Below are 12,742 nucleotides of genomic sequence, written 5' to 3'. Positions count from 1 at the left end.
CGGCGGTCGGGCACCTCGTCAGGAGGCGCGGGGCCCGGTCCCGGGGACGACCGCCCCCGTCACCACGCGGTGGAGGAGAGCAGGGCGATGACGAGCGGCACGACCGCGACCACGACGAAGGCGGGCAGCACGCACACCCCGAGCGGCAGCATGAGCGTGACCCCCAGTCGTTCGGCGGCCACCCGGGCCGCCGCCCGGACGTCCCGGCGCCGCTCGTCGGCGGCGGCCTGCAGGAGCGCCCCGGCCGGCGCGCCCGCCCGTCGGGCGAGGTCCAGCACCCGACCGGCCTCGGCGTCCTCCGCGGGGTGCACGGGGCCGTCCAGGCACTCCGACCACGACCGCCGCACCCCGGCGAGCGCGGCGTCCCACGGGGCCCCGCCCGCGAGCGCGACGGCGACCACCTCGAGGAACAGCCCGGGGACGGCCTCCTGCGGCGTCGCGCCGCGCACGAGGCGGGCGCTCCACCCCCGGGCCGACGCCACGAGGCCGCCGGCCGTGACCAGGCACCCCCACCCCCACGGGGTGCCGAACAGGGTCGGCGCGACGTCGACGCCGAGGGCGAGCGACAGCCCCAGCCCGACGACGGGCAGCGCGAGCACGACGCGCGACGACGCCCGCGGCCCGCTGAGGGCGACCTCGACGTCGCGTCGCGCGTCGCCCAGCGCGCGCAGGGCCTCCGCGAAGCGCAGGAGGCACGGGGCCAGGGGCGCCCCGCAGCGCTCGGCCACGGTCCACGCGCAGGCGAGCCCGCGCCAGGACTCCCCCGCCGGCCCCGGTGGCGCGAGCTGGTGCAGCGCCGCCGCGGTCGGCCCGTCGAGCAGGCCGGTGGCCGCCGCCGCCTCGGCCGTGCCGCGCACCTGCGGGTGCTCCGCGGCCTCGGCGACGAGCGACCACGCCGCGGGAGGGGCGAGCCCCGCCCCGAGCAGCACGGCGACCCGCTGCACCGTGGCGGCCGCGTCGGGCGGTGCGACACGGCGTCCCCTCACCACGGCACCGCCTCCAGGCGGTCGCCGTCGAGCCGGAGGCGGCCCACGCGTGCCAGGCGCCGGCCGGCCGGCGTCCGCTCGACGTGCAGCACCGCGTCGACCGCGCTGACGGCCTGCCGGGCGAGGGCGGCCGGGGCCAGCCCGGCGACGGCTCCCACGGCCTCGAGCCGGGCCGGCACCTCGGCCAGGCCGTTGGCGTGCAGGGTGCCCGCGCCGCCGTCGTGCCCGGTGTTGAGGGCGGCGAGCAGGTCGCGCACCTCGGCCCCGCGGCACTCGCCGACGACGAGCCGGTCGGGCCGCATGCGCAGGGCCTCGCGGAGCAGGCGAGCGAGGTCGACCCCGCCCGCGCCCTCGAGGTTGGCCTGGCGCGCCTCGAGCGACACCACGTGCGGCCGCCGGACGACGAGCTCGGCGACGTCCTCGATGGTGACGATCCGGTCGCCGGGGTCCGCCTCGCCGAGCAGCGCCGAGAGCAGGGTCGTCTTGCCCGCGCCGCCGGCACCCGTGACGAGCAGGTTGGCCCGGTCGGCCACGAGGCGCAGCACGAGGTCGAGCCCCGCCGTGCCCACGTCGTCGAAGAGCCCGGCCGCCCGGAGGTCGTCGAGGGCGAGCGGCCGCGGTCGGGGCAGCCGCACCGAGAGCAGCGTGCCGCCCGTCGACACCGGGGGCAGCACCACGTGCACCCGCACGCCCCGCCCCAGGCGGACGTCGACGCAGGGCGAGGCCTCGTCGACGTGCCGGCCGCCGGCGGCCACGAGCCGGACGGCGAGGTCCCGCGCCGCCGCCTCGGAGAGGTGCACGCCCGGCTCGGGCTCGGCCCCGCGACCGCGGTCGACGAAGGTGCCGCGCCCGCCGTTGACGAAGACGTCGGTCACCCGGTCGTCGGCCACGATCGGGGCCAGCGGCCCGAAGGCGCGCACGAGCGAGGCCGGTCGGCCCCGACCCGGCCGGCCGCCGGGCCCGTCGTCGGGATCGGGCACGAAGCGGGTGGGCAGGAGGGGCGGGTCGGCCGTCGGAGGCGGCGCGGTCGTGGTGGCGTCCATGGTCCGAGTGCACGACAGGGCGGGCGGTCGGGCACGGGCCGCCGGAGGACGTGGTGCAGGAGCACGGCGCGCGACGGGCTGGGGAGGAGGGGACGACGCGGGGACCGCCGGGCGTGGGCGACGCGACGCGCGGGAGGTCGCGCCTCCTGCGCTGACCCCGCAGTAGGGTCGTGCCGCACCCCCGCAACGACGCGAAGGAACCGCCCATGGCCGAGAACGCCACGCCCCCCGCCGACCGCCGGTACGCCCCCGACCCCGCGTTCGTCGCGCAGGCCGTCGCCGGTCCCGAGCTCGCCGAACGCGCCGCCGACGACCGGCTCGCCTTCTGGCACCGCCAGGCCCTCGAACGCCTCACCTGGGAGGCCCCGCCCACCGAGACCCTCGACTGGTCCAGGGCGCCCTTCGCCCGCTGGTTCGCGGACGGCCGCCTCAACGTCGCCGTGAACTGCCTCGACCGGCACGTCGACGCCGGCCACGGCGACCGCGTCGCCCTGCACTGGGAGGGCGAGCCCGGCGACCGCCGCACCATCAGCTACGCCGAGCTCACCGCCGACGTGCAGCGCGCCGCCAACGCGCTCGCCGACCTCGGCGTCGTGGCCGGCGACCGGGTCGTCGTCTACCTGCCCCAGGTGCCGGAGGCCGTCGTCACCATGCTCGCCGTGGCCCGCCTCGGCGCCGTGCACAGCGTCGTCTTCGGCGGCTTCAGCGCCGAGAGCCTGCGCGCCCGCATCGACGACGCCGGGGCGAAGGTCGTCGTGACGGCCGACGGCGGCTGGCGCAAGGGCGCCGTCGCCCCGCTCAAGCCCGCCGTCGACGCCGCGCTCGCCGTCGACGGCCCCAGCACGGTCGAGCACGTGCTCGTGGTGCGCCGGGGCGGCAACGAGGTCGCGTGGACCGACGGCCGCGACGCCTGGTGGCACGACGCGATGGCGGCCGCCGCCCCGACGCACGTCGCCGAGGCGTTCGAGGCCGAGCACCCGCTGTTCATCCTCTACACGAGCGGCACGACCGGGAAGCCCAAGGGCATCCTGCACACCTCGGGCGGCTACCTCACGCAGGTCGCCACGACCCACGCGACCGTGTTCGACCTGCACCCCGAGCGCGACGTCTGGTGGTGCACCGCCGACGTCGGCTGGATCACCGGCCACAGCTACGTCGTCTACGGCCCGCTCGCCAACGGCGCGACGCAGGTGCTCTACGAGGGCACGCCCGACAGCCCGCGCCCGGGGCGCTGGTGGGAGATCGTCGAGCGCTACGGCGTGACGACCTTCTACACGGCGCCGACCGCGGTGCGCGCGGCCATGAAGGCGGGCCGCGGGGTGCCCGGGGCGCACGACCTGACGTCGCTGCGCCTGCTGGGCTCGGTCGGCGAACCCATCAACCCCGAGGCCTGGTCCTGGTACCGCGAGGTCATCGGCGGGGGCACGACGCCCGTCGTCGACACGTGGTGGCAGACCGAGACGGGCGGCATCATGGTCGCCCCGCTGCCCGGCGTGACGACGACCAAGCCCGGGGCCGCCCAGGTGCCGTTCCCCGGCATCACCATCGACGTCGTCGACGACTCCGGCGAGCCCGTGGCCGACGGCGACCCGGGCCTGCTCGTCGTCAGCGAGCCGTGGCCGTCGATGCTGCGCGGCATCTGGGGCGACGACGAGCGCTACGTCGAGACCTACTGGTCCCGGTTCGGCGACCGCTACCTCGCGGGCGACGGCGCACGGCGCGACGAGGACGGCGACCTGTGGCTCCTCGGCCGCGTCGACGACGTGATGAACGTCTCGGGCCACCGCCTCTCGACGGCCGAGATCGAGTCGGCGCTCGTCTCGCACCCGATCGTCGCCGAGTCGGCCGTCGTCGGCGCCGCCGACGAGGCCACGGGCCAGGCGGTCGTCGCGTTCGTCGTGCTGCGCTCGTCGCAGCGCGACGCGCTGGCCCCGCAGGAGGCCGTGGCCGCCCTGCGCCGGCACGTCGCCGAGCGCATCGGGCCGATCGCGCGCCCCCGCGACGTGACGCTCGTCGAGGAGCTGCCCAAGACCCGCTCGGGCAAGATCATGCGCCGCCTGCTGCGCGACGTCGCCGAGGGCCGCGAGGTCGGCGACACGACGACCCTGGCCGACACCGCGGTCATGACGGTCATCGCGGACGCGCTGCGCTGAGACGGCACGAGGGCCGGGCACCACGTCGGTGCCCGGCCCTCGTCACGCGCGGCGCGAAGCCGGCAGGAGGCGCGTCAGCGGACCTCGAGGACCAGCTCGACCTCGACCGGCGAGTCGAGCGGGAGCACGGCCACGCCGACGGCGCTCCGGGCGTGCCGACCCGCGTCGCCGAAGACCTCGCCGAGCAGCTGCGAAGCCCCGTTGACCACGGTGGGCTGCCCGGTGAAGGAGGGGTCGGACGCCACGAAGCCCGTGAGCTTCACGACGCGGACCACCTGGTCGAGGGAGTCGAGCACCGACGCCGCCGCGGCGAGGGCGTTGAGCGCGCAGGTCGCGGCCATCGCCTGGGCGTCGGCCGGCGCCACCAGGTGGTCGGCGTCGCCGACCTTGCCCGTCGCCGGGAGCAGGCCGGCGACGAAGGGCAGCTGGCCGGCCGTGTGCACGAACGAGCCCGCGCGCACGGCGGGCAGGTAGGCACCGGCAGGGGCCGGGACCTCGGGCAGCTCCAGGCCGAGCTCGGCGAGGCGCTCGGCGACGGTCACGCGTCGGCCTTCGGGCGCTTGAACCAGGCCACCGGCCCGCCCTCGGGCCCCTGGGTCACCTGCACGAGCTCCCAGCCCTCGCTCCCCCAGTTGTTGAGGATGGCGGTGCTGTTGTGCACCATGAGGGGGGTCGTCACGTACTCCCAGAGGACCATTTGTGGTTCCGTTCAGCTCGGGGGACAGGGGCATCACTTACCCTGATCCTATGTCTGCCCAGAAATCGAAGCCCACGTCCGTCGTCGGCGCGCTGTTCGGCTTCATCGGCTTCAGCGCCCTCGCGGGGCTCCTCGTCACGATCGGCGTCACCCCCGCCATCGCCGTCGCGGGCATGACCGCCTCGAGCTCCATCGGCGTCTTCGAGAGCATCCCCGAGTACATCGAGCTGGGCAAGCTGCAGCAGCGCAACACGCTCTACGGCACCTCGAACGGCCAGCCCGTCCAGTTCGCGACGCTCTACAGCGAGAACCGCGTCGAACTGGGCTGGGACGAGGTCAGCGACAACCTCAAGTCCGCCGCGGTCGACGGCGAGGACCGCCGCTTCTACGACCACGGCGGCGTCGACGTCACCTCGCTCGTGCGTGCGGCCGTGGGCACCGTGGGCTCGGGCGAGCTCGGCGCGAGCGGTGGCGGCTCGACGCTGACCATGCAGCTCGTGCGCAACATCCTCATCACGCAGGCCCAGCAGCTCAGCGACCCCGAGGAGCAGAAGGCCGCCTACGCCGAGGCGACCGACACCTCCATCGAGCGCAAGCTGCAGGAGATGAAGTTCGCGATCGGCCTCGAGAAGAAGTACTCGAAGGACGAGATCCTCCTCGCCTACCTCAACATCGCCTACTTCGGCGACCAGACGTACGGCGTCCAGGCCGCGGCCCAGCACTACTACAACAAGAGCGCGGCCGACCTCAGCCCCGTCGAGGCCGCCAGCCTCATCGCGATCGTGCAGTACCCCGACTCACGCAACCTGTCCTCCCCCGACAACTACGAGGCCAACAAGGCCCGTCGCGACGTGATCCTGCGCTCGATGCTCGCCGAGGGCACCATCGACCAGGCCACCTACGACACCTCCGTCGGGACCGACGTCGCCTCCTACGTCGTGCTCACCCCGGCGACGCAGGGCTGCTCCGCCACCTCGGTGCCCGCGGCGGCGTACTTCTGCGACTACGTCAAGAAGAGCATCAAGGACGTCACCGTGCTCGGCGCGAACGCCGAGGAGCGCGAGCGCAACTGGGCGACGGGCGGCTACGAGGTCTTCACGACCATCAACCTCGACCTCACCCAGAGCGCCAAGCAGCAGATCGACACCTACGCCCCCGCGAGCGAGACCCGGCTCAAGCTCGGCTCCGTCGTCAACAGCGTCGAGGCCGGCACGGGCCGCGTGATCGTCATGGCGCAGAACACGGCCTTCAACGAGATCGCCACCGACGACCGCACGCAGTCCTCGGTGAACTACAGCACCGACAGCGACTACGGCAGCTCGACCGGCTTCCAGGTCGGTTCCACGTACAAGCCCTTCACCCTCATCGACTGGCTCGAGCAGGGCCACGGCGTCAACGAGAGCGTCAACGCCTCGAACCGCACCTTCCGGCTCACCGCCGACGGGAGGCCCGCGACCCCGTGGGCGCCCCAGAACGACGGCAACGGCAGGTTCGGCAGGATCACCGCCGCGCAGGCCACCGCACAGTCCGTCAACACCGGCTACTTCGCGATGGCGCAGCAGCTCGATCTCATCGACATCCGCGACGCGGCACAGAGCCTCGGCGTGCACCGCGCCGACGGTGGTGACCTGCAGTACGAGAACCCGACCTCGATCCTCGGGACGAACGAGATCGCCCCGCTCACGATGGCGGCGGCCTACGCGGGCATCGCCTCGGGCGGCACGTACTGCGACCCGATCATCATCGACAACATCCGCGACGACGACGGCAAGGACCTCGGCGGCCAGGACGCCCAGTGCCGCCAGGCGCTCGACCCGCAGGTCGCCTCGGGCGCCATCCGTGCCATGTCCGGTCTCTGGACCTCCGGCACGGGCGTGGGGGCCCTCCCCTACGACGGCATGCCCGAGATCGGCAAGACCGGCACGACCGACGACGCCGACCAGGTGTGGATCATCGGCGCGACGAGCAAGCTCGCGACGGCCGTGTGGCAGGGCAACACCGACGGCGCGAAGACCAGCCTGCGACGCACCGGCTCCTCCAACCTGCCGGGCACGTACTACGCCTACCAGCGCAACGCCTTCTTCCGCAGCGTGCAGACCGTCAACAACACCGTCTACCCGGGCGAGGCGTTCCCCGAGCCCGACTCCAGCGTCCTCCGCGGCAACGGGGTCGCCGTGCCCGAGCTCGAGGGCACCACCGCCGCCGCCGCCCGGTCCCTCCTCCAGGGCGTCGGCCTCCGCTACGTCGACGGCGGCACGCGTCCCAGCTCCCTGCCCCGCGGCCAGGTCGTCTCGGCGGACCCCGCTGCGGGTGCCCTCGTGGCGCGGGGCTCACGGGTGACCGTCTACCTCAGCGACCAGTCGCAGGCCGCGGCCGTGCCCTCGGTCCAGGGCGACGACTACGACGACGCCGTCTCCAAGCTCACGGGCGCCGGGTTCGACGCCGCGAACATCAGCGTCAGGGGCTTCCAGGCGGGCGACGACGACGACCAGTGCCGCGTCGTCGGGACCGACCCCGCAGCAGGGAGCACCATCCCGATGGACTCCGCCGTGGGCGTCGTGCTCTCCGGCACGTCCGACGGCGGCGACCCCGGCACCTGCTCGTGACCGGCCGGAGCCTCGGCCGCGCCACGGCCGCCACCGCCCTCGCCGGGGCGGCCGTGGGCCTCGGCGCCTTCGCGTGGGGGTCCCTCGTGGAGCGCAACCGCTTCACGATCCGTCGTGAGGTGCTGCCGATCCTCGAACCCGGGCAGCGCAGCATCACGATCCTGCACCTCAGCGACCTGCACCTCGCCCCCTGGCAGGCCGAGAAGCAGGAGTGGATCCGCGACCTCGCCGTGCTCGAGCCCGACCTCGTCGTCAACACCGGCGACAACATCGGCCACCCCGACGCCCACACGGCCCTCGAGTACGCGCTCGAGCCCTTCCGCGGCGTGCCCGGCGTCTTCGTCGACGGCTCCAACGACCACTACGGCCCCGTGCCCAAGAACCCGCTCCGCTACTTCGGCGGCCAGAGCGCCCCCACCGCTGCGCCCGTCGACCTCGACGTCGACCGCATGCACCGCTTCTTCACCGACGACCTCGGCTGGCTCGACCTCAACGACGCCGCCCGGGCCCTCGAGCTGCGCGGCTCCCGACTGGAGCTCTTCGGCACCAGCGACGCCCACCGCGGCTGGGACCGCCTCGACCGCCTCCCCGGCAACCTCGACGACCTCCGCGAGAACGTCGGCTGGCAGGACGACCCGCACGGACCAGAGCCGATCTCCGTCGGCGTCACCCACGCCCCCTACCAGCGCGTGCTCAACGCCTTCGTCACCCACGGCGCCGACGTCGTCTTCGCCGGCCACACCCACGGCGGACAGGTGCAGGTGCCCGGCTACGGGGCCCTCGTCACCAACTGCGACCTCCCCCGCAGCAAGGTCAGCGGGCTCACCACGTGGTCCCACGCACGGCACACCGCCCACCTCGAGATCAGCGCCGGGCTCGGCACCTCCATCTACGCGCCCGTACGGTTCTCCTGCCCGCCCGAGGCCGTCGTCGTCACCCTCACCGCCTGAACGCCACGAGGCGTGTCACGAACACGCCCCGACATCCGCTATCCTTGTGGAGTTGCCACGCCCGCACAGCACCACGCGGGCGAGACGACGGGGTGTGGCGCAGCTTGGTAGCGCGCCTCGTTCGGGACGAGGAGGTCGTGGGTTCGAATCCCGCCACCCCGACAGGTGATTTGGCCGGGCCCTAGGGTCCGGCCAAATTCCTTCGTGCTCATGGTCCGCCCTCCGGGCGGCACGACGATGGCTGGACCCTCGGGTCCAGCCATTCTTCTTCGTGCTCATGGTCCGCCCTGCGGGCGGCACGGAAGATGGCTGGACCCTTGGGTCCAGCCATCTTTCTTCGCGCTCATGGTCCGCCCTTCGGGCGGCACCACGATGGCTGGACCCTCGGGTCCAGCCATTCTTCTTCGCGCTCATGGTCCGCCGCTCGGACAAGACCTCGGGCGGGTCAGGAGGCGAGGCGGTCGCCGCTCTCGGCCAGGTAGCAGGCGCCGCAGAGCGACTCGTACCGCACCTCGACGCCGTCGATGGCCACCTGGTCGCCGTCGAACACGAAGCGGTCCCCCACCGTGCGGGCGTTGAAGATCGCCTTGCGCCCGCACCGGCAGATCGTCTTCAGCTCCTCCAGGCTGTGCGCCACCTCGAGCAGGCGACGGCTCCCGGGGAACGCCACCGTCCGGAAGTCGGTCCTGATGCCGTAGGCGATGACGGGGACGTCCTCCAGGATCGCCACCCGGAGCAGGTCGTCCACCTGCTCCGACGTGCAGAACTGCACCTCGTCGACGAGCAGGCACGCGATGTCGGAGCCGGTGGCCTCGCGCAGCTCGGCCCGGAGCCTCCTGAAGGTCGCCAGCACGTCGTCCGTCGGCAGGAACGTGACGTCCACGCGACGCGTGACGCCCAGGCGCGACACGATGGCGTCGTCGCCCTTCGTGTCGACGGAGGGCTTGGCGAGCAGCACGCGCTGACCGCGCTCCTCGTAGTTGTAGGCGGCCTGGAGCAGCGACGTGCTCTTGCCGCTGTTCATCGCGCCGTAGCGGAACCAGAGCTTCGCCACTACTGCAGGTAGCCGTCCTCGGCGGCCCGCCGGATCAGTTCGGCCTTCTTGCTCGCCGGACGGTTCGCCTTGGCGTACTTCTCGCGGACGCGGCGCAGATAGGTCTTCGCCGTCTCGTACTGCACGTTCATCTGTTGCGCGACCTCGTTCGTCGACGACCCCGACACGTACAGGCGGAACGCCTCCGCCTCGCCGGCGCTGAGCTTGGGACGGGTCTGCGCGGCAGCACCCGACGGCAGGGGCCGCCAGTCGCGCTGGGGCGTCGAGTCCCGGGCGACGCCCATCACCTGACGGGCGGCGTCCATCACCTCGCGCATGGGCAACGACTTGGACAGGAACGCCGACGCACCCGCCTCGAGGGCGCGTTCGCGGCTCTCACGGGTGTCGAGGCTGGAGAGGACGACCACCTTCGCGCCGGCGGCCCGGCAGGTGCGCACCCGCGCCTCGATGGAGACCGGCTCCTTGAGCTGGAAGTCGAGGAAGACCAGGTCGGTCGGGAAGTTGTCGCTGTGCACCAGTTGCAGCCAGGTGTGCGCGGTGAGCACGAGGTCGAAGTCGTACGCGTTCACGTTGATCCAGCTGGAGAGGCTGTCGAGCAGCACCTCGTGGTCGTCGAGGATCGCGAGGCGCACGCGTCGACCCTGACCGGCGTCGGCACCCGGTCCGACGGAGCTCCAGGACGGCACGGACGCCGGACCCGTCTGGCCCGGACGGAGGGACGAGCGACCGCTCGACTCAGTGCTGGTCATACGAGAACCTTAGTGTCAGCGCGGCCCCCGTCGGGTCGACGCCGGCGTCGGCGAACACCACCCGCAGCACCGCCGACCAGGGCTCGACCCGAGCGCGCACGAAGGGCTCGGGAGCGGTGACGGGTGCGGTGACGACGACGTCCACACGGGCTCCGTCCGTGCGGACGGCGACCCTCAGGGAGCGCCCGTCGACGACGTCGCTGTCGCCCAGCGCGACGAGCAGCGCGCGGACCACGGTGCGTCGCTCGTGGGGCAGCAAGGCGGCCGCGCCCGCCGGGTCGTCGATCTCGCCGGAGACGCTCGTGAGCGGCGACGCGACGAGCGCCTCGAGCCAGGTCCGGTCGGCCTCGGCGACGAGGGTCGCGCGCAGGGTCTCGCCCGCCCGCCGCGCACCGGCGAGGTCGTCCGGGGTCACCGCGCCGCGGCGCAGGAGGTCCGCGAAGAAGGGCACGACGTCGCGGTTGAGCACGGTGACGCGGTCCTGCTGCACGGACCGGGCGACCTGGCCGCGCAGGGCGGAGGTCGTCTCCCGCCGCTGCGCCTGCGCCTGCTCGCGCCAGCGCCGCACGAGCGCCACGAACGTCCACGAGAACACGGCACCGCCGACGGCGAGGGCCAGCACGGGCGTGACCGCGACGACCACGAACACGGCCGGTGGCACGGGCGCCGCGAAGCCGGGCGCCTGCACGAGCGTCGCGACCGCGACGACGATCGCGAGCAGGCCGCCGGCCCTCAGGAGGTCCGCCCCGGGCCGGTAGGGGGCCAGCCCGAGCACGAGCACCCCGAGGGCGAAGGGCACCCAGTCGTCCCGGACGCTCACGTTCGCGCCCCACGTGGCAGCCGTGGAGGCGGCCGTCGCTGCGGCGCCCAGCAGGACGACGCCCGCGACCGCACGCGTCGAGAAGGGGGCGCGCGCGGGCGAGGCCGCCGACCAGAGGACGAGCCCCGCCGCGGCGACGAGGGCCACGGCGGCCAGGGCGACGCCGGGCCGCGTCAGCTCGTCCAGGCCCAGGAGGGTCGCCACGAGGCCGAGGAGGAACGCGGACGCCCCCGCCGCCGCCGTCAGGGGGCGGGCACCCGTGGCGCCCAGCGGGTCGACGCGCTGGGGCGAGTCGGCCGTGGGACGGGCCCCCTGCCCCTCCGAGCGCCGTGCGGGACCGGAGCCGGCGACCGGGCGCGTCACCGGTCGCCCCCGTCGTCGCCGCGCCCCGTGGGGACGCAGAGGACCACGGACGTGCCGGCACCGGGGGCCGACCAGACCTGCGCCTGCCCACCGACCCTCGCGAGGCGCCCGACGACGGAGCCGCTCAGGCCGAGGCGCCCCTCGTCGACCGTGGCGGGGTCGAAGCCGACGCCGTCGTCGATGACCATGACCGTGACCTCGCGCTCGTCGCCGTAGGCCACGATCTCGGCCCTGCCCGTCCCCGCGTGACGGAGCACGTTCGTGAGGCACTGGCCGACCGCCCCCGCGAGGGCCTCGGCGCGCACGGGGTCGAGCGTGCCGACGAGCCCGACCTCGCCCGTGACGCGCACGTCGAGACCCGCGGCGACGACCCGCTCGACCGCCGCGTCGAAGGGCGGCGGCGTGGACGTCGGGGACGCGACCGACGGCGGCCGGGACGACGGGCCTCCTGCCACCCCCGCCTCGAGCCAGTCGCCGCCGACGAGGTCGTCGAGGTCGGTCGTGATCGCCGCCGCCAGCTCGGGCCGGAGCGGCCCCGGTCCCGCGGCCCGGACCGCCGCGAGGTGGTTGAGGACGGTGTCGTGCACGTGCGCCGCCGCCTCCTGCTCGAGGTCCCAGCGCAGGGCGGAGAGGGCCTCGTCCTGCGCGGCCCGGTGCAGGACGGGCTGCTCGCGGCGCACGCGGTCGCGCACGACCTCCGCGTGCAGGGTGGTCCCGGCGACGAGCGCGAAGGCGAGCAGCGTCGCGACGTCGAGCTGCGCCTCGCCGCCGGTCTGCCACGTCGCGAGCTGCGTGACCAGTTCGCCGACCACGAAGCCCGAGGTCGCCCAGCGCAGGGCGTGCCGGCCGCGGGAGCCGCTGCCCCCGACCATGACGAGCGCGATCTTGGGCAGGGTCAGCGTGAACGCGTCGGAGGACTCGACGACCGAGACCTGCGTCAGGAGGGTGACGGCGTAGAGGTAGAGCGCGGCGCCGCCCACGGCGAGGTACGCGACGGTGGCGACCGTCGTCCGGGTGCGCTCGACGAGGGCCAGCAGGAGGCCCAGGAGGAGCACCGCGAGCAGGGCAGGCCAGAGCAGCAGCGACGGGGTCGCCGCCTGGATCATCGCGACGACGACCGCGACGGACACGAGCAGCACGGCGGCGATGCCGTGGCAGGCGCGCGTCAGCGCCCGCGCCGTGCTCTGCGCGGCGAGGTGTGCGGGCAGGCCCAGCAGCACGGTCGGCCTCCCCTCGCTGCCGTCGTCGACCGTCCGATCTTGGCACGATCGGCATCCGATCTGTACCCCGGTTCCGGGGGACGCTGCCCGCCGGGACGCGG

General features: G+C 74.3%; 11 protein-coding genes and 1 tRNA gene. 4 read left to right on the top strand and 8 right to left on the bottom strand.

Annotated elements, in window-relative coordinates; genetic code table 11:
- Positions 1–59: 59 nt before the first annotated feature.
- A complete protein-coding gene (locus ACYVHQ_RS10915) occupies positions 60–986 on the bottom strand; it encodes a type II secretion system F family protein (protein WP_460512912.1) in 927 nt (308 codons plus the stop codon).
- Positions 983–2,029 (bottom strand): TadA family conjugal transfer-associated ATPase, encoded by a 1,047-nt coding sequence (locus tag ACYVHQ_RS10910; protein ID WP_460512910.1) that lies wholly within the window; start codon positions 2,027–2,029, stop codon positions 983–985. Before ACYVHQ_RS10910 ends, ACYVHQ_RS10915 begins: the two co-directional genes overlap by 4 nt.
- Positions 2,030–2,235: 206 nt before the next feature.
- Here ACYVHQ_RS10910 and acs point away from each other — a divergent pair, with 206 nt between their 5' ends.
- Positions 2,236–4,182, top strand: coding sequence for an acetate--CoA ligase (acs, locus tag ACYVHQ_RS10905; protein ID WP_460512908.1), 1,947 nt, complete (start codon positions 2,236–2,238; stop codon positions 4,180–4,182).
- 74 nt (positions 4,183–4,256) lie between these two features.
- On the opposite strand, the gene ACYVHQ_RS10900 is transcribed toward acs, so the two are convergent.
- Together ACYVHQ_RS10900 and ACYVHQ_RS10895 are read right to left on the bottom strand one after the other, a co-directional pair.
- Entirely contained in the window at positions 4,257–4,724 is a 468-nt protein-coding gene (locus tag ACYVHQ_RS10900; protein ID WP_460512906.1) for a RidA family protein, read from the bottom strand.
- Entirely contained in the window at positions 4,721–4,879 is a 159-nt protein-coding gene (locus tag ACYVHQ_RS10895; protein ID WP_460512904.1) for a DUF4177 domain-containing protein, read from the bottom strand. The genes ACYVHQ_RS10900 and ACYVHQ_RS10895 overlap by 4 nt, the downstream gene beginning before the upstream one ends.
- 50 nt (positions 4,880–4,929) lie before the next feature.
- Here ACYVHQ_RS10895 and ACYVHQ_RS10890 point away from each other — a divergent pair, with 50 nt between their 5' ends.
- From ACYVHQ_RS10890 to ACYVHQ_RS10880, 3 genes are all read left to right on the top strand, one after another.
- Positions 4,930–7,485, top strand: a complete 2,556-nt coding sequence (locus ACYVHQ_RS10890) for a transglycosylase domain-containing protein (RefSeq protein ID WP_460512902.1) — start codon at positions 4,930–4,932, stop codon at positions 7,483–7,485.
- Positions 7,482–8,435 (top strand): metallophosphoesterase, encoded by a 954-nt coding sequence (locus ACYVHQ_RS10885; RefSeq protein ID WP_460512900.1) that lies wholly within the window; start codon positions 7,482–7,484, stop codon positions 8,433–8,435. Before ACYVHQ_RS10890 ends, ACYVHQ_RS10885 begins: the two co-directional genes overlap by 4 nt.
- Before the next feature lie 88 nt (positions 8,436–8,523).
- A tRNA-Pro gene (locus ACYVHQ_RS10880) sits at positions 8,524–8,597 on the top strand.
- 283 nt (positions 8,598–8,880) lie between these two features.
- Here ACYVHQ_RS10880 and ACYVHQ_RS10875 read toward each other — a convergent pair.
- Genes ACYVHQ_RS10875 through ACYVHQ_RS10860 form a run of 4 tightly spaced genes read right to left on the bottom strand, consistent with a single transcriptional unit; the run spans position 8,881 to position 12,641 of the window.
- Positions 8,881–9,489, bottom strand: a complete 609-nt coding sequence (locus ACYVHQ_RS10875) for a thymidine kinase (protein WP_460512898.1) — start codon at positions 9,487–9,489, stop codon at positions 8,881–8,883.
- Complete coding sequence (locus ACYVHQ_RS10870; protein WP_460512896.1) at positions 9,489–10,238, bottom strand: response regulator transcription factor; 750 nt, start codon at positions 10,236–10,238, stop codon at positions 9,489–9,491. Before ACYVHQ_RS10870 ends, ACYVHQ_RS10875 begins: the two co-directional genes overlap by 1 nt.
- Positions 10,225–11,421 carry a hypothetical protein gene (locus ACYVHQ_RS10865; protein WP_460512895.1) on the bottom strand — a complete coding sequence of 399 codons (1,197 nt, stop codon included), beginning with the start codon at positions 11,419–11,421 and terminating at the stop codon, positions 10,225–10,227. Before ACYVHQ_RS10865 ends, ACYVHQ_RS10870 begins: the two co-directional genes overlap by 14 nt.
- The gene (locus ACYVHQ_RS10860; RefSeq protein WP_460512893.1) at positions 11,418–12,641 is read right to left on the bottom strand and encodes a sensor histidine kinase; all 1,224 of its coding nucleotides are present in this window, start codon (positions 12,639–12,641) and stop codon (positions 11,418–11,420) included. Before ACYVHQ_RS10860 ends, ACYVHQ_RS10865 begins: the two co-directional genes overlap by 4 nt.
- Positions 12,642–12,742: the final 101 nt, after the last annotated feature.

It is taken from the genome of Frigoribacterium salinisoli (assembly GCF_054781095.1).
Note: the sequence above shows the minus strand (reverse complement) of the source record. Positions and strands in the feature narration are given on the sequence as shown.

Excerpts from the sequence above, each read along its gene's own strand:
- ACYVHQ_RS10870 (WP_460512896.1), bottom strand. The coding sequence starts at position 10,238 with ATGACCAGCACTGAGTCGAGCGGTCGCTCGTCCCTCCGTCCGGGCCAG.
- ACYVHQ_RS10910 (WP_460512910.1), bottom strand. The coding sequence starts at position 2,029 with ATGGACGCCACCACGACCGCGCCGCCTCCGACGGCCGACCCGCCCCTC.
- acs (WP_460512908.1), top strand. The coding sequence starts at position 2,236 with ATGGCCGAGAACGCCACGCCCCCCGCCGACCGCCGGTACGCCCCCGAC.
- ACYVHQ_RS10890 (WP_460512902.1), top strand. The coding sequence starts at position 4,930 with ATGTCTGCCCAGAAATCGAAGCCCACGTCCGTCGTCGGCGCGCTGTTC.
- ACYVHQ_RS10895 (WP_460512904.1), bottom strand. The coding sequence starts at position 4,879 with ATGGTCCTCTGGGAGTACGTGACGACCCCCCTCATGGTGCACAACAGC.